The 15,555-nt window shown below is 37.6% G+C and carries 16 protein-coding genes, 1 tRNA gene and 1 rRNA gene; 15 read left to right on the forward strand and 3 right to left on the reverse strand.

Translation table 11 applies throughout. From position 1 onward, the window contains the following. The 7 genes from rrf to tsaD all read left to right on the forward strand — a co-directional run. Positions 1-93 (forward strand): 5S ribosomal RNA (gene rrf, locus ACFVT8_RS22705); the annotation flags it as partial. Positions 94-414: 321 nt separating this feature from the next. After that, positions 415-490 (forward strand) — tRNA-Asp (locus ACFVT8_RS22710). Between the two features lie 424 nt (positions 491-914). Continuing rightward, positions 915-1,244 (forward strand): hypothetical protein, encoded by a 330-nt coding sequence (locus tag ACFVT8_RS22715; protein ID WP_387085768.1) that lies wholly within the window; start codon positions 915-917, stop codon positions 1,242-1,244. A 178-nt stretch (positions 1,245-1,422) separates the two neighbouring features. Further along, positions 1,423-1,872 (forward strand): tRNA (adenosine(37)-N6)-threonylcarbamoyltransferase complex ATPase subunit type 1 TsaE, encoded by a 450-nt coding sequence (gene tsaE / locus ACFVT8_RS22720; protein ID WP_387085942.1) that lies wholly within the window; start codon positions 1,423-1,425, stop codon positions 1,870-1,872. Beyond that, positions 1,869-2,576 carry a tRNA (adenosine(37)-N6)-threonylcarbamoyltransferase complex dimerization subunit type 1 TsaB gene (gene tsaB / locus ACFVT8_RS22725; RefSeq protein ID WP_387085771.1) on the forward strand — a complete coding sequence of 236 codons (708 nt, stop codon included), beginning with the start codon at positions 1,869-1,871 and terminating at the stop codon, positions 2,574-2,576. The genes tsaE and tsaB overlap by 4 nt, the downstream gene beginning before the upstream one ends. Continuing rightward, positions 2,569-3,021 carry a ribosomal protein S18-alanine N-acetyltransferase gene (gene rimI, locus ACFVT8_RS22730; protein ID WP_387085774.1) on the forward strand — a complete coding sequence of 151 codons (453 nt, stop codon included), beginning with the start codon at positions 2,569-2,571 and terminating at the stop codon, positions 3,019-3,021. Before tsaB ends, rimI begins: the two co-directional genes overlap by 8 nt. After that, on the forward strand, positions 3,021-4,037 hold the full coding sequence (tsaD, locus tag ACFVT8_RS22735; protein WP_387085945.1) for a tRNA (adenosine(37)-N6)-threonylcarbamoyltransferase complex transferase subunit TsaD: 1,017 nt from the start codon (positions 3,021-3,023) through the stop codon (positions 4,035-4,037). Before rimI ends, tsaD begins: the two co-directional genes overlap by 1 nt. Before the next feature lie 456 nt (positions 4,038-4,493). Here the strand turns inward: tsaD and ACFVT8_RS22740 are convergent, their stop codons facing one another. Next, complete coding sequence (locus ACFVT8_RS22740) at positions 4,494-6,437, reverse strand: ABC transporter ATP-binding protein (protein WP_387085948.1); 1,944 nt, start codon at positions 6,435-6,437, stop codon at positions 4,494-4,496. A gap of 228 nt (positions 6,438-6,665) precedes the next feature. Between ACFVT8_RS22740 and ACFVT8_RS22745 the strand changes: the two genes are divergently transcribed. The 3 genes from ACFVT8_RS22745 (at position 6,666) to tatC (ending at position 8,480) form a co-directional block, all read left to right on the forward strand. Next, positions 6,666-7,301, forward strand: coding sequence for a redox-sensing transcriptional repressor Rex (locus ACFVT8_RS22745; protein WP_387085777.1), 636 nt, complete (start codon positions 6,666-6,668; stop codon positions 7,299-7,301). 151 nt (positions 7,302-7,452) lie between these two features. Further along, on the forward strand, positions 7,453-7,638 hold the full coding sequence (locus ACFVT8_RS22750) for a twin-arginine translocase TatA/TatE family subunit (protein WP_010857065.1): 186 nt from the start codon (positions 7,453-7,455) through the stop codon (positions 7,636-7,638). A 17-nt stretch (positions 7,639-7,655) separates the two neighbouring features. Next, the gene (gene tatC, locus ACFVT8_RS22755) at positions 7,656-8,480 is read left to right on the forward strand and encodes a twin-arginine translocase subunit TatC (RefSeq protein ID WP_387085781.1); all 825 of its coding nucleotides are present in this window, start codon (positions 7,656-7,658) and stop codon (positions 8,478-8,480) included. A 93-nt stretch (positions 8,481-8,573) separates the two neighbouring features. On the opposite strand, the gene ACFVT8_RS22760 is transcribed toward tatC, so the two are convergent. After that, positions 8,574-9,338, reverse strand: coding sequence for a CPBP family intramembrane glutamic endopeptidase (locus tag ACFVT8_RS22760; protein WP_387085784.1), 765 nt, complete (start codon positions 9,336-9,338; stop codon positions 8,574-8,576). Positions 9,339-9,512: 174 nt separating this feature from the next. Between ACFVT8_RS22760 and groES the strand changes: the two genes are divergently transcribed. Continuing rightward, positions 9,513-9,797, forward strand: a complete 285-nt coding sequence (gene groES / locus ACFVT8_RS22765) for a co-chaperone GroES (protein ID WP_049667833.1) — start codon at positions 9,513-9,515, stop codon at positions 9,795-9,797. Between the two features lie 135 nt (positions 9,798-9,932). Continuing rightward, entirely contained in the window at positions 9,933-11,564 is a 1,632-nt protein-coding gene (gene groL / locus ACFVT8_RS22770; protein WP_387085787.1) for a chaperonin GroEL, read from the forward strand. A gap of 223 nt (positions 11,565-11,787) precedes the next feature. Here the strand turns inward: groL and ACFVT8_RS22775 are convergent, their stop codons facing one another. Then, entirely contained in the window at positions 11,788-12,504 is a 717-nt protein-coding gene (locus tag ACFVT8_RS22775; protein ID WP_387085790.1) for a hypothetical protein, read from the reverse strand. Between the two features lie 301 nt (positions 12,505-12,805). Between ACFVT8_RS22775 and ACFVT8_RS22780 the strand changes: the two genes are divergently transcribed. The 3 genes from ACFVT8_RS22780 (at position 12,806) to ACFVT8_RS22790 (ending at position 15,421) form a co-directional block, all read left to right on the forward strand. Beyond that, entirely contained in the window at positions 12,806-13,126 is a 321-nt protein-coding gene (locus tag ACFVT8_RS22780; protein WP_387085793.1) for a hypothetical protein, read from the forward strand. Between the two features lie 233 nt (positions 13,127-13,359). Continuing rightward, positions 13,360-14,697: an AAA family ATPase gene (locus ACFVT8_RS22785; RefSeq protein ID WP_387085796.1), complete on the forward strand. Its 1,338-nt coding sequence runs from the start codon at positions 13,360-13,362 to the stop codon at positions 14,695-14,697. Next, complete coding sequence (locus tag ACFVT8_RS22790) at positions 14,690-15,421, forward strand: hypothetical protein (protein ID WP_387085799.1); 732 nt, start codon at positions 14,690-14,692, stop codon at positions 15,419-15,421. The genes ACFVT8_RS22785 and ACFVT8_RS22790 overlap by 8 nt, the downstream gene beginning before the upstream one ends. The last annotated feature ends 134 nt before the right edge of the window (positions 15,422-15,555 follow it).

Here is a 15,555-nt window from a genome sequence, read left to right on the forward strand (position 1 = left end):
CACACCCGTTCCCATACCGAACACGGAAGTTAAGCTCTTTAGCGCCGATGGTAGTTGGGGGCTTCCCCCTGTGAGAGTAGGACGTCGCTAGGCAAAGTAGACAGTCAGCTGAATGCTGGCTGTTTTTTATTAAAGTGATTATTAAAGCTAAAGCTGATAACAATGAAATAATATAGAGCAACTGCAAAATACTAGTTATTGTAGTTGCTCTTTTTCTATGTACTCTATTTAAAAATTAGCGTTTCAATGCTACTTCTTGCGGATTAAGTATCTAATAGTTTGTGGAATCTACTTAATTTACTTACAAATTTACAAATTCAATGCCCCCAAAATAGAGAATATAAAAATGAAAAAATTATAAAAAAATATTGCATATGCTATTTTTCTATGATATATTTATAAATGTCTTAAAGAGGTCCCGTGGTGTAGCGGTTAACATGCCTGCCTGTCACGCAGGAGATCGCCGGTTCGATCCCGGTCGGGACCGCCATTATAAACGATAATATAGTTCTTATGATGCTTTTAAATCATAAGGACTTTTTTTATTGTTAATATAAGGGAATTAGTGGATGTCGATAAAATTGGTACTATAATATTTGTTGGGGATTTTAGGTTATAGGTAATGCCCTAACATTCATACCTAAAGACGCGTTAGCAAAGATTCTAAGTTGTTTGTGTAAATAAACTGAAAAGGCATGCAGTCAGTTACCAGATCGCTTGAGGAAACAAGTAGAGCAATAAATTAAAGACTAATATTCAGGTTTTACTGGCAATTAATCCCTGTTCTAACCTTCATTGCTTTCGTTGAAATTGTCTGTACCGACGCTTAGCTTTTGATACAGATAATTACTACTCGTTAATATGCGTGACTATTTTATCGATGCCCCTTGTATGAAGAATTTGGAGGTGTTAGCATGCGAAAATATCTTTACATAAAACGACTGAATATAAGTTTACTTATAGGTGCTATTGTAATACTAGCAGGCTGTGGAGATCCTATTTTAAACATAGAGGAGTCTAATGCGTACCACTGGCAGAAAAATATGAATGAAGCAGAATTTGAAAAGCTAAAAGAAGGTATGTCATATATGGAAGTAGTAAAAATTGCAGGGGGAGCAGGAGAAATGGTAAAAAAAGATCAATACCGCTGGAATGATGAAATACTTATGACAAAAACCTATATAGTACGATTTAAAGATGATAAATTGATAAATAAAGAGATTATTGAGGCAAAAGGTCGTTAAACAAGAAAATAACACGTCTTCTATAAAAGAGGACGTGTTTTATCTTCATTTAGCACATGTTTTATAACGAAAGCAAAGCGTCAGCACAGATCTTTTTTGAAAATCGCTGGATGTTTTGAACATTTACGCTTGTTTCGGTAAACTAGAAGTAATGGAGCTAAGAGAGGAAAAAGAGATGATGTATGAAAAATTAATGAATTCACTTGATGATACTGAGAATTTTGCGTTGAAGCTAGCAAGCTTATTAGAAGCCCAGGATACAATTACATTAGAGGGTGATTTGGGTGCTGGTAAGACGACATTTACGAAAGCATTAGCGAAGGGACTTGGCGTGAAGAGAACGGTCAATAGCCCAACATTTACGATTGTAAAGCAATATGAGGGACGTTTACCATTTAATCATTTAGATGTTTATCGCTTAGCAGAAAGTGATGAGGATCTTGGATGGGACGAACTATTTTATGGTGATGCGGTATCAGTTGTCGAGTGGGCTCATTTGATTGAACAGGATTTACCGCAGGAGCGTCTTGGAATAGAAATTTACCGAATCGGAGAAAATCAACGACGATTTGTATTAACACCTCTTGGAAAGCGATATGAGGCATTATGTGAGGAGCTAATGAAATGATTTGGTTGGGAATTGAAACAGCGAATGCACCACTTTCTATTGCTGTAATAAGAGATGGAAAAGTGATCGCGGAGATTGTACAAAATATAAAATTAACGCATTCGGCAGGTGCTATGCCAGCCATTGAAGAAGTGCTAGCAAAGGCAGGTATTAAGCCAAGTGAGTTGGATGCGATTGCTGTATCAGAAGGACCTGGTTCTTATACCGGTGTACGAATAGGTGTGACGCTTGCTAAAACATTAGCATGGACATTGAAAAAGCCTTTAGTTGGAATATCTAGCTTAAAGTCATTGGCCGCAAATGCAGCACTATATGATGGGTTTATTTGTCCTATTTTTGATGCGCGAAGAGACAATGTCTATACGGCCGTTTATAGGGGCTGTGAGCTTGAAACAATTATAGAAGATTATCACGATCATATAGATGGCTTATTAGAGCGTTTACAGGCTTTAGAGGCACCGGTTTTATTTGTTGGAGCTGATGTAGAAGTTTTTTGGCATAAAATCGTAGAGGTGCTAGGTGATTATGCGCAGCGCATACCGTTTAGTAATGACTTACCACGAGCAAGTGAAACAGTCCGATTAGCGACGAAAGTAGAGCTACCAAGTGTGGATGCAGTTCATCATTTTGTCCCGCAATACAAACGTATTGCCGAGGCGGAGGCGAATTGGCTGAAGGAGCAAAAGGAGAAGACACATGAGTAGTAATGTAACATATCGTAAAATGGTATCTGAAGATGTCCCAGTAGTGTATGAAATTGAGCTTGCTACATTTCCTACACCATGGACGTTAGATTCTTTTTATTATGAAGTGCATGAAAATCAGTATGCACATTATGTGCTAGCTATAGATGAATATAATAACATTATCGGTTTTTGTGGAATGTGGATGGTTATAGACGCAGCGCAAATTACGAACGTTGCGGTTATAGAGATTGCTCGTGGTCGCGGAATTGGTGAAGGTTTAATGCAAGAGGCAATGCGTATTGCTAGAGATCATAGTATGGAAGTTATGAGTTTAGAGGTACGTGTAACGAATACAGTTGCTCAAAATCTTTATCGAAAACTTGATTTCCAAGATGGTGGCATACGTAAAGGCTATTATACAGATAACGGGGAGGATGCCCTTGTCATGTGGGTGAATTTATGATGGAAGATCGAATGATATTAGCAATAGAATCGAGCTGTGATGAAACAGCAGCAGCGATTATTCGAAATGGTTCTGAAATTGTTTCAAATGTGGTTGCATCACAAATAGAAAGTCATAAACGATTTGGTGGGGTTGTACCTGAAATTGCATCCCGACATCATGTTGAGCAAATTACAATGGTCATAGAAGAAGCATTAGCACAGGCAAATATGAAGCCGGCTGATTTAGATGCTGTGGCAGTTACTGAAGGCCCTGGTCTTGTAGGGGCGTTGTTAATTGGAATTAATGCCGCGAAGGCCTTTGCATTTGCTAATAATTTGCCAATTTTAGGTGTGCATCATATAGCTGGACATATATATGCTAATGCACTCGTGCAGCCGATGGAATTCCCATTATTAGCACTAGTTGTATCAGGTGGCCATACAGAGCTAGTTTATATGAAGGAACATGGCTCTTTTGAAGTCATTGGTGAGACAAGAGATGATGCAGCTGGTGAAGCTTATGATAAGGTTGCGCGTGTTTTAGGCTTACCGTATCCAGGTGGTCCACGTATTGACAAGCTAGCACACGAGGGGGATGAGGCTGTGACCTTCCCACGAGTGTGGTTAGAGGAAGATTCTTATGATTTTAGCTTTAGTGGTTTAAAATCAGCAGTTATTAATTATAAGCATAATATGGATCAGCGTGGAGAAGAGATTTCTCCGACTGCCGTAGCCAAAGGATTTCAGGATAGCGTGGTTGAAGTGTTAACAGCTAAAACATTACGGGCAGCACGTGAATATAAAGTGAAACAAGTTATTGCAGCTGGAGGTGTAGCGGCAAATAAAGGCTTACGAACATCACTTGAGTCTGTATTTGCGGAAGAAGGTATCCCGTTGTATGTACCGCCATTAAAGCTGTGTACAGATAATGCCGCGATGATAGGGGCAGCTGCAACGCCTATGTTTGAAGTAGGTATTCGAGGCAATTTATCAATGAACGGTCGCCCAGGAATGGAGTTGAAATCCTGGGTGTAATATAGAAAAGAGGTATTGTAGATATTAAATCTACAATACCTCTTTTTGCTTTTGTGAAAAAATTGTTGAGAAAACAATGGCTATAAGAAAATTTGAACACAATTAGTTGACAAATTTTTCAGAAAATTATCCACAGGTAAGATAGAAACAAAACACCGAACATCCGTACTTATGCACAAATTGTTGATAACTTGTGCATAACTTGTGATTATTCAATATATAGTAGCCTATTTTGCACAGAATGATGTGAATAAAATTTTTTTGAATTGTGGACAATGTGGAAAAGTCTGTTGATATGTTGGTATTACTAGATTTATAGTGTGCATAAAGTTGTGGGCATTTTTTGTCGAAAAATAGCACTTGACCAATATATATGAAAAATCAAGGCGAGTAAAGTAAAAAGCCATGCGACATGGCACATGGCTTTACAAGTTTTATCCCACCTCAAGAGGGATATTATAAAATAATATTTTCAAGTTCTTCACTTAGCTCAAGCCATTCCATTTCGAATAACTCATATTGTTCCTTAGCGGTTGATAATTCCTCTTGAAGCTCTGTAATTTTTTCGTGGTCTGTGAAAATTTCGGGATCGCAAAGAGCTTCTTCTAAGCGAGCTATTTCAAGATTTACTTGCTGCGTTTTCCCCTCTAGTTCCTCAAGTGTACGTCTAATTTGGCGCTCTCGTTTTTTAGCCTCTTTATCAATTTTAGAGGTAGAGATTTTCTCAGGTACATCAGCTTGTACTTGTGGTTGTGCAGCAGCTTTCATTTGAGCAATTTCTAATAGCTCTTGTTTCTTTTCAAGATAATAATCATAGTCACCTAAGTACTCAAAGGAACCATCGCCAGATAGTTCGATTACTTTAGTTGCGATTCGATTGATGAAATATCGGTCATGCGATACAAATAAGAGTGTTCCAGGATAATCGATCAATGCGTTTTCCAATATCTCTTTACTATCTAAGTCTAAGTGATTGGTAGGCTCATCGAGAATTAAAAGATTGGCTTTTTGCATCATTAATTTAGCTAATGCAAGTCTAGCCTTTTCTCCACCAGATAAAGACGATACGATTTTATCTACATCTTCTCCACTAAATAAGAAACGGCCAAGTACCGAGCGAATATCTTTTTCATTCATTAAAGGCCATTCATCCCATAGCTCTTTTAGTACACTTTTATTGCTCGACAGCTTTGCTTGCTCTTGATCAGAATAACCAATTTGAACATTCGTACCATAGCGAATTTCTCCGGAGAGTGGTAGCAAATCCTTTACGATGGTTTTTAATAAAGTTGATTTACCAACCCCGTTTGGTCCAACAAGTGCAATACGATCTTCTCGGAAAGTGCGTAATGTGATGCCGTTAGATATTTTCTTATCACTATAACCTATAGCTAAGTCATCAATAGATAATACATCGTTACCACTTTGGCGTTCAATTGTAAAACCGAATCTTGCTGATTTTTCATCACCCTCAGGGGATTCCATCCATTCTGTTCGTTCAAGCATTTTACGACGACTTTGTGCCATTTTTGTAGTAGAAGCACGAGCGATGTTTTTTTGAACAAATTCTTCAAGCTTGGCCTTCTCATCTTGCTGTCGTTCATAAAGCTTCAAATCACGCTCGTAATTTTTTGCTTTTTCATCTAAATAGGCACTATAATTGCCTGAATATTTTGTGACGCGATGACGAGAGACTTCGTAGACAATGGAAACAACCTGATCTAAGAAGTAGCGGTCATGGGAAACAATTAGAATAGCCCCTTCATAGCCTTTTAAATATGATTCCAACCAAGAGAGGGTTTCAATATCTAAATGGTTAGTAGGTTCATCGAGTATTAATAGGTCAGGTTTACTTAATAACAGCTTAGCAAGTGCTAACCGAGTTCGTTGGCCCCCTGATAGTGAGCTAATTGGCTTTTCATAATCATCAGGATAAAACTGCATGCCATGAAGCACAGAACGTGTATCAGACTCAAATTGATAGCCACCTGCATCCTTAAAATTATGTTGCAAATGATCGTATTCAGACATTATTTTTGAATATAAAGTAGGATTTTCATAAACAGTTGGGTCGGCCATTTGTTGTTCTAATGATCGGAGTGCTTGTTCTTGGGCAATAAGTGGCTCAAAAATTGTCATCATTTCATCCCAAATTGACAATGTTGAGTTTAATCCAGCATGCTGCTCTAAATATCCGATTTGTATACCTTTAGGGATAATAATATCGCCAGAGTCATATGACAGTTGACCAGCAATTATTTTAAGTAATGTGGACTTACCAGCACCGTTACGACCTACTAATGCAACGCGGTCACGATGTTGAACCTCTAATTTTACGCCACTCAAAATTTCATCTGCAATGAAGGATTTATATAGTTGATTGACTTGTAAAACAATCATTCTTGACACCTCAATTCTTCCTTAGTGTAATGGATGTACGATTTGCTTGCAATGTCGGTGCTTTACTTATTCCAAGCTGTCATGTAAGATTGAAACGATTTCTCTTTAGTTAGTGGCGTAAAAGCGCCATTAACTAAAGGGAAATACTCCAGTGAACATTATAAACTTAGAAATAGTTAATTAAGCGTGTATCATAAAAGATTTGATACATTATAAGGAGGAAAAAGTTTGAAACAAGAATTAAAAATTCCACAAGCCACTACGAAAAGACTTCCTCTTTACTATCGATTTATCCAAAACTTTGCACAAGAAGGCATGGAACGCATTTCTTCGAAGGAACTGAGTGAAGCGATGAAAATTGATTCTGCAACTATTCGCCGTGATTTTTCTTATTTTGGTGCTCTAGGGAAAAAGGGATATGGCTATGATGTGCAGCATCTCTTAAAATTTTTTAGTCAAACGCTCGATCAACATGAAGCGACAAAAGTAGCGTTAATTGGTGTAGGGAATTTAGGTAGTGCTTTATTAAAATATAATTTCCAAAAAAATCATAATACTCAAATCGTTGTGGCATTTGATTCAAAGGCCCCGAAGGAAGGGAAGATGATTAGCAATATTCCTGTTTTTCATCCTGATTTATTGGAAGAAAAATATGCAGAATACGGAGCGGAGCTTGCGATTTTAACAGTTTCACCACGCTCTGCACAGAAAATGGCTGATAGATTAGCGGCAATGAACGCAAAAGGAATTTTGAACTTTACGCCAGAGCGTATTACTGTACCAGATAAAATGCAACTTTTAACAATTGATTTGTCGGTAGAATTGCAAGCGCTCATTTATTTAATTCGTAATCAGGAAGTGTGATAATTGTACATACTTTAAGTATATCTAACAGTTTTTGTCAATAGAGGTATGTAGTGAAATGAGAGAGTGACGAAAAACTTTCACATATTATTAGTTAGCATAATGGCGAAATATGCGTTAAAATGATGGATATAAAGAGGAGGTGGCTGTAATGGGTGGTATTGGTCCTATGAGCCTCATTATTATCGGAATTGTCGCATTACTAATTTTTGGTCCTAAAAAGTTACCAGAGCTTGGGAAAGCATTTGGTTCAACATTACGTGAATTCAAAAATGCTACTAAAGGATTAGCCGACGAAGATGATGATGATAAGAAAAAGAAAGAACTAGATAAGTAAGTTAGGATGTTTGAGGAATGAATCCAAAAGATCTAACTGTCATTGAGCATATAGAAGAATTAAGAAAACGGCTTTTCATTGTTGCCGTTTTCTTTGTTCTCGCTATGGCTGGCGGCTTCTTTGTTGCAAAGCCGCTTGTTAAATACCTTCAAAGTACTGGAGCGAATTACAATATAGAGCTCCATGCGTTTGATGTAGTAACACCACTTGCAATTTATATCCAAGTAGTTTTTTTAATAGCATTTATCCTATCCTCACCGGTATTGATGTATCAATTGTGGGCTTTTATTAGCCCAGGACTTAGGGACGTAGAACGAAAAGCAACTTTAAGCTATATACCGTATTCGTTCTTATTGTTTTTAGCAGGGCTGTCTTTTTCATATTTTTTACTATTCCCTTATGTCATAAAGTTTATGATGAATTTATCAAACGATTTAGAAATTCAACAAACAATTGGCATACATGAATATTTTTCGTTTTTATTTAAGCTTACAATACCTTTTGGTTTCCTTTTCCAATTACCGATTGTAGTCTTGTTCTTTTCGCGTATTGGGATTTTATCTCCTGAGTTACTAATTCGTATTCGTAAGTATTCATACTTTGGTTTATTTGTATGTGCTGCACTAATCGCGCCACCTGAATTAGCCTCGCACTTAATGGTTTCAGTACCGTTATTTGTTCTTTATGAAATTAGCATTATGATTTCTCGTATTGGCTATAAGAAATACTTAAAATCAGAGGAAATGCGATTGAAAGAAGAACAAGAAGCTGAGCAAAAACGTCAGATAGAAGAGGCACTTGAACAGCAGAGACGTCAAATCGAAGAATTGAATCAACAATAATAGAAGCTCGATGCATATAGCATCGAGCTTTTTCGTCGTAATACATATATACATCCAACTAAAAATCAGTAGGAAGAAAAAACTCTCTGATTTTTATTGCATTTTTTCTAGTTGTTCAAGAAACTTTTGCAATGGTTCTGCATACAATTGTACAAGTGTCACAAAACCATTCAGCATGACATGGGCGATAATAGATGTCCAAATGCGTTTTGTTTTGTGATATAAGAAGGCAAAAATCAATCCACATATTGTATAAAGCAAGATATGAGAGAAGTCGAAATGAATAAGTGCAAAGAAAATGGCACTTACTATACCGGCTATCCAGAAATTAGTTGTTTGGACAAGCGATCCAAAAATAACACGGCGGAAGACGAACTCTTCTAATATTGGTCCAAAAACGACAATTGCCAATATCGCGATAGGAGCGCCTTTAGCAATAGCTACAATATCAGCTGTGTTTTGCGATCCACCTTGGATACCGAATATAGCCATTTCGATAGCTGCACCAATCATTTGGCCGATGAAAACTAAGAAGAAACCTATGATTCCCCACATAATTGATAGTGGAATAGTTTCTTTCTGTCCTTTATAAATATCCCAAAACGCTTTATCGCGAGATGTTATGATTAAGCTTAGAATTAATGCAATAGCAAAGCTAAGTGCAATATACCAGCCTTGCGTAAGCGGAGCAGCTTGCTCACTAGGTAAACCGGTTGTACTCATAATAAATTTGTGAAACGGTTGTGCCAGCCATTTACCTGATATTTGCATGAGGATATAAATCAGTAAAACATAAAGGGCTGTTTTTTTATGTTTAATTATTTTTTGAGAATCGTTCACAGTCAAAATCCTTTCCATTCATTATGCTATCTTTCTATTGTAGAGGAATATGGAAAGAAAACAAAATTTTTCGTAGTTCTGACTTGCAAAAAAAAGTGTGATTGATTATCATAATAATTGTGTTAGCACTCGTCCGTATAGAGTGCTAATAAATGTTCAAACATATATTTAATTAATAGGAGGTTGTTTCACTTGTTAAGACCACTAGGAGATCGTATTGTAATCGAACTAATCGAGGTAGAAGAAAAATCTGCATTCGGTATTGTACTGCCAGACTCTGCAAAAGAAAAACCGCAAGAAGGTAAAGTTGTAGCAGTTGGGACGGGTCGCATTTTAGAGAACGGACAACGTGTAGAGCTTGACGTAAAAGTTGACGACCGCATTATTTTCTCTAAATACTCTGGTACAGAAGTTAAATATGAAGGTAATGAATACCTAATTTTACGCGAAAGCGATATTCTTGCAATTATTGAATAAGTTAATACTTTTAAATTAAATGCCTTTAGTGATTGTCATAGATAAACAAATAGATGGCAATGACCGTATGGCGAAATTTCTATAAATATATTGTTGAAGCTTAACGAATATTCCATTTCAGGAGGGTAAATTCAAATGGCAAAAGATATTAAATTCTCAGAAGACGCTCGTTCATTAATGCTACAAGGTGTAGATAAATTAGCAAACGCAGTAAAAATTACTTTAGGGCCTAAAGGTCGTAACGTAGTTTTAGAAAAAAAATTCGGTTCACCACTTATTACAAATGATGGTGTAACAATTGCAAAAGAAATCGAGCTAGAAAATCCATACGAAAACATGGGGGCAAAATTAGTAGCAGAAGTTGCTTCTAAAACAAATGAAATCGCTGGTGACGGTACAACAACTGCAACAGTATTAGCGCAAGCAATTATTCGTGAAGGCTTAAAGAACGTAACAGCAGGTGCAAACCCTGTAGGCATTCGTAAAGGGATCGACAAAGCGGTTGCAGCAGCCCTTACAGAATTACACGCAATTTCTCGCCCAGTAAGCAACAAAGATGAAATCGCACAGGTTGCGGCAATCTCTGCTGCTGATGATGAAGTGGGGCAATTAATTGCAGAAGCAATGGAACGTGTTGGTAACGATGGTGTTATTACAATTGAAGAATCTAAAGGCTTCACAACTGAACTTGATGTAGTTGAAGGTATGCAGTTCGACCGCGGCTATGCATCACACTACATGGTAACAGATACAGATAAAATGGAAGCGGTATTAGATAACCCATACATTTTAATTACTGATAAAAAAATTACAAACATTCAAGAAGTATTACCATTATTAGAACAAGTGGTACAACAAGGTCGTCCACTGTTAATTATTGCTGAAGATGTTGAAGGCGAAGCTCTTGCAACACTTGTAGTAAACAAACTTCGCGGTACATTCAATGCTGTAGCGGTTAAAGCACCAGGATTTGGTGATCGTCGTAAAGCAATGCTAGAAGATATCGCAATTTTAACAGGTGGTCAAGTAATTACAGAAGAATTAGGCTTAGACCTTAAAACAGCTGATATTACATCACTTGGGCGTGCTGCAAAAGTGGTTGTTACAAAAGACAATACAACAATCGTAGAAGGTGTTGGCGGTGCAGATGCAATCGAAAGCCGTATTGGTCAAATCCGTGCTCAGCTTGCTGAAACAACTTCAGAATTCGATAAAGAAAAATTACAAGAACGCCTTGCAAAATTAGCAGGCGGTGTAGCAGTAATCAAAGTTGGTGCTGCGACAGAAACAGAACTAAAAGAACGCAAACTTCGCATTGAAGATGCTCTTAACTCAACTCGTGCGGCAGTTGAAGAAGGCATCGTATCAGGTGGTGGTACGGCACTTCTTAACGTATATGCAGCAGTTGAAAAAGTTGCAGAATCAGAAGAAGGCGACGTAGCAACTGGTGTGAAAATCGTTCTACGTGCTTTAGAAGAGCCAGTTCGTCAAATCGCAAACAACGCTGGTCTTGAAGGCTCAATTATCGTAGATCGCCTAAAACGCGAAGAAATCGGTGTAGGCTTCAACGCTGCAACAGGCGAATGGGTAAACATGATGGAAGCGGGCGTAGTAGATCCAGCGAAAGTAACTCGCTCAGCTCTACAAAACGCAGCATCTGTCGCAGCTTTATTCTTAACAACAGAAGCAGTTGTAGCAGACATTCCAGAAGCAGCTCCAGCTATGCCAGATATGTCTGGTATGGGTGGCATGGGCGGAATGATGTAATCTACGGCTCCAGCCAAAAAAAAACCACTTCTCAAAATTTGAGAAGTGGTTTTTTTTATGCTTTAGCGAGTAATTTTTAGTGAATCGCTGATAGAATATGGACAATCGCTGATAAACCTCTGACAATCGCTGATAAAGATAGCAAAATCGCTGATGAAATCCCAACAACCGCTGATAAAGGTAAAAAAACCTGCTAATAAAACTACGAAAAAGTAGCTTACAGTTATTCTATTTGCTTCAACCTAAAATCAGGAGAAATATAAGAGATAAGAGTATAATCCATTTCTTCTCCTCCTTTAGTTGATAATTGCACAAGTAAAGATTCTTCGGTATTAGTGGGTTGTATAGCACTTGTTTTTATAGTAATCACTTGAACACCGGTTCTTCTTGGATATCCAACAACGACCACCTGATTCCCCAATGTATAAACTGCTGTAATATCAGATTGGAACGCGACAATATATAAATCTAAATCTGTTTTATTTTGAAACATTGGAATCGTGAATCCCATATTTTGTTCAAAGTCGTACCATTCAGAAAGAGCAACATCGTAATTCGTAAATAGTCGATGCAGTGCATAATGAATTCTAGTTGGAACATAGCTCCATCGACCGATTGAGCTATGCCAATATTCTTCATAAGCGGGTCTCTTATAACCAGGATTATTGATGATAACTTCATAAGGAATAGTTGCGCCATTCTCTATAACCTGTGAAAGTGTAACAAATTTCGACGGGGGAGATAATTCTGGAAAAGGAGGATCGGGAATTGTTTGGGGCTTTATCGGCTCAAGGTTTTTCAAACGATTCTCTAAGCCTTTTATTTGTGCTTCAAGTCCATTAACTTTATTTGATTCTTTTGCATCGAAAGAAGGTATAATGCTCAAATTAATTAATATTAGGCTAATCATACATAAAGTTATTTTTTTTACGTTACACATAGATTCACCTCTCTATATACTGTGCTCATTAAATGCGGGAATATGTAGTATTGCTGAAAATTTTATAGACATGTTGCCACTTCCTTAGTTTTTTATCAGTCAATAAAAGTTTCTAATAAACAATAACAAGGCTATCCATTAGTTCATGTTTGAACTTCTGGATAGTCTTGTTGCTACTAGTTTTTTATTTTGGACCTCCAAATATGCAGGTGACAACTCTACATTCCTGGTAGGTTTAGTCCGGGGAATTCTGGTAAGCCAGGGGATTGCCCGCCTGGAAATGGCATAGGACGTGGTGGATATGGTTGTGGCGGATATGGCTGCGGAGGGCGTGGTGGATATGGTTGTGGCGGATATGGCTGCGGAGGGCGTGGTGGATATGGTTGTGGCGGATATGGCTGCGGAGGGCGTGGAGGGTATGGTTGTGGTGGATATGGTTGCGGAGGACGTGGTGGGTATGGGCGTGGCGGATATGGCTGCGGAGGACGTGGTGGGTACGGGCGTGGTGGATATGGTTGCGGAGGACGTGGTGGGTATGGTTGTGGCGGATATGGCTGCGAAGGTCGTGTCGGATACGGTGATGGGTTTAAAGATGGGTATGGGCTACCAGAAGGCATGGTAGGGTGAAACGGAATGTTAACATCTACATCTTCGGGATTTAATCTAGGATTGAACAATGAAACACACCTTTCTTCTTTTTTCTTTTCTAACATATGCCCACCTATTATGTTTGTCATAGGCATTAAACTAGATGAATGATTGATAAGTGGATAATTCGTTAAAATAGAAAATGTTATAAAATATATCAAATTTAATTATAATAGAAGAAAATAGCGTTAAAGGATGTTTAAATAAATGCCCATTATAAAAATCAAGAAAATAAAAGTACAAAACTTACGAAATGTACGTCATGGTGAAATTGTGTTAGCGGTGAATTTCGAAACGTTTTTTAAGGCAAATGTTGTTGGTTTATACGGACAAAACGGTTCAGGGAAAACAACTATTGTTGATGCATTTGGCTTGTTAAAGGCACTTATCTCCGGTTGGATTGCTGAAATTAAATTACCATCTCAGGAAAAGAGGTTAATCATGGAGGGGGAGGATTCTGCAAGTATTGAGTTCGAGTTTCTAGTAGAAAATCAATTTGGCACATTTTTTCTCAATTATTATGTAGAGTTACAAGAAGATGAAAATAGACTGTACACAATGGTTGAACGTATAGCTTATAGAGAAAACGAGAAAGGGAAGCGTTCAAAGGTTCTAATTAATGTGACAGAGGAAGACATACAACTACGTAAAGAAAATCTTTCTGATATGAATGAAAAAACGCGTATCCAATTACTAGTCACTCATCAATTAGCTAAAAAACAATATATGTCCTTTGTCTTTCACAAAGATTTAAAGCCATTATTACAGGATAGGCTTTCAGAGCTGGAAATGCAATTGCTTCATAATTTAGCAATAGATTTTAATCAAGATTTACATGTCGTTAATAATCAAAATATCGCACCATTATTTGAAGAGCGCAGTATGCCCTTTAGTATCCATCTCGAAAAAACACGTGGTTCTATTCCTTACAATTTGAAGGGGCCAGCGTTATTGCCAGAGGACGCGTTTTACGTGTTATGTGAAGTAATAGAGCAAAGTAATCAAGTATTATCAGCAATTATTCCAGGTCTGTCTATAAAGATTAATGTACTTACAAAACAAACTATGGATAATGGAGAAAAAGGAATCCGTTTCGAATTTTTATCGCAGCGAGGGGAACGCGAATTACCACTACGGACAGAGTCAGAAGGAATTTTGAAAATTATTTCTGTACTTAGTGTGCTCATTGCAGTTTATAATAACCCAAATGCTTGTGTAGTGATTGATGAATTAGATTCTGGTGTTTTTGAATATTTGTTAGGCGAGTTGTTAACAGTGATTGATGAGGGCGGAAAAGGTCAGCTTATTTTTACGTCTCATAATTTACGTGTGTTAGAGGTGCTAGCTATTAAAAACTTATGGTTTACGACAGCGAATGAGGATCGCCGTTATATACAGCTAAAGGGTATTAAAGAGGTAAATAATGCTCGAGATGTTTATTTACGTGCAATTCAGTTGGGCGGACAGGATGAAGAAGTTTATAAGGAAACGAAGACATTTAAAATTAAGCGTGCCTTTAGAAAAGCGGGTGTCCAGCGTGACTAAAAAGGTTCTTTTAATCATTGTAGAGGGGCAGACGGAGCAGATTGTTTTAGAGGATTTTCTAGATGAACATTTTGCAAATTCAACGATTCGCTTCGATGTACAACGGGAGGATATTTTAACGAAGTGGGATGCTAATAAACGAATACCCAATATTAAAAATAGTGTTACGCGAGTGATTCAGAACTATTTGGAGAAGTATAAGTTTTTAGCGAAGGATTTAACTGCTGTCGTTCATATTACTGATGCAGATGGTTGTTTCATTGCCCCTGAATTTGTCAAGGTGAAGGAAGATATTGAGCAAAATTTATTCTATACAGAAGATGCAATATTGGTGAAATCTGAGAAGCGTAAGGAGCAAATCGAACAACGAAATGAAATGAAGGCGAATAATGCCAAAATCCTTATGGCAAATGATCATTTTAGCATTCAACGATTGAGAATACCGTATCAGCTATTTTATTTTTCTACAAACTTAGAGCATGTACTATGGAATGAGCGCAATGAAGTAGCAACGGAAAAGGTGCAAAAGGCTGATGAATTTATGGAAAGTTTATCGAGTTCCATAGAAGAATTTTTAAAAGAATATGTCCCAGTTAACCCAGAGCTTCCGTATAAAGAAAAAATGAAAATGAGCTGGTCATTTTTAATGGAGGGCTGTAATTCGTTACAGCGTGGAACGAATGTACCGTTATTATTTGAAATGATTAAATCAGATGTACAATAAAATGCCCTCCGATGTTCAGTGGAGGGCATAGATGGTGACTATCATTTCGATGAGATTAAGGAGTCAGAGTATAGCTCTTCGGCAAAACGAGGGGTTGATTTCCGTTCCGACTGGGCACTTTGCCGCTGACGCTT

Source organism: Lysinibacillus sp. NPDC058147, assembly GCF_042884205.1.
Taxonomy (GTDB): domain Bacteria; phylum Bacillota; class Bacilli; order Bacillales_A; family Planococcaceae; genus Lysinibacillus.

Excerpts from the sequence above, each read along its gene's own strand:
- groL (WP_387085787.1), top strand. The coding sequence starts at position 9,933 with ATGGCAAAAGATATTAAATTCTCAGAAGACGCTCGTTCATTAATGCTA.
- ACFVT8_RS22780 (WP_387085793.1), top strand. The coding sequence starts at position 12,806 with ATGGTTGTGGCGGATATGGCTGCGGAGGGCGTGGTGGATATGGTTGTG.
- tsaB (WP_387085771.1), top strand. The coding sequence starts at position 1,869 with ATGATTTGGTTGGGAATTGAAACAGCGAATGCACCACTTTCTATTGCT.
- ACFVT8_RS22785 (WP_387085796.1), top strand. The coding sequence starts at position 13,360 with ATGCCCATTATAAAAATCAAGAAAATAAAAGTACAAAACTTACGAAAT.
- ACFVT8_RS22715 (WP_387085768.1), top strand. The coding sequence starts at position 915 with ATGCGAAAATATCTTTACATAAAACGACTGAATATAAGTTTACTTATA.
- ACFVT8_RS22775 (WP_387085790.1), bottom strand. The coding sequence starts at position 12,504 with ATGTGTAACGTAAAAAAAATAACTTTATGTATGATTAGCCTAATATTA.
- rimI (WP_387085774.1), top strand. The coding sequence starts at position 2,569 with ATGAGTAGTAATGTAACATATCGTAAAATGGTATCTGAAGATGTCCCA.
- ACFVT8_RS22760 (WP_387085784.1), bottom strand. The coding sequence starts at position 9,338 with ATGGAAAGGATTTTGACTGTGAACGATTCTCAAAAAATAATTAAACAT.
- tsaD (WP_387085945.1), top strand. The coding sequence starts at position 3,021 with ATGGAAGATCGAATGATATTAGCAATAGAATCGAGCTGTGATGAAACA.
- tatC (WP_387085781.1), top strand. The coding sequence starts at position 7,656 with ATGAATCCAAAAGATCTAACTGTCATTGAGCATATAGAAGAATTAAGA.
- ACFVT8_RS22740 (WP_387085948.1), bottom strand. The coding sequence starts at position 6,437 with ATGATTGTTTTACAAGTCAATCAACTATATAAATCCTTCATTGCAGAT.
- ACFVT8_RS22750 (WP_010857065.1), top strand. The coding sequence starts at position 7,453 with ATGGGTGGTATTGGTCCTATGAGCCTCATTATTATCGGAATTGTCGCA.
- tsaE (WP_387085942.1), top strand. The coding sequence starts at position 1,423 with ATGTATGAAAAATTAATGAATTCACTTGATGATACTGAGAATTTTGCG.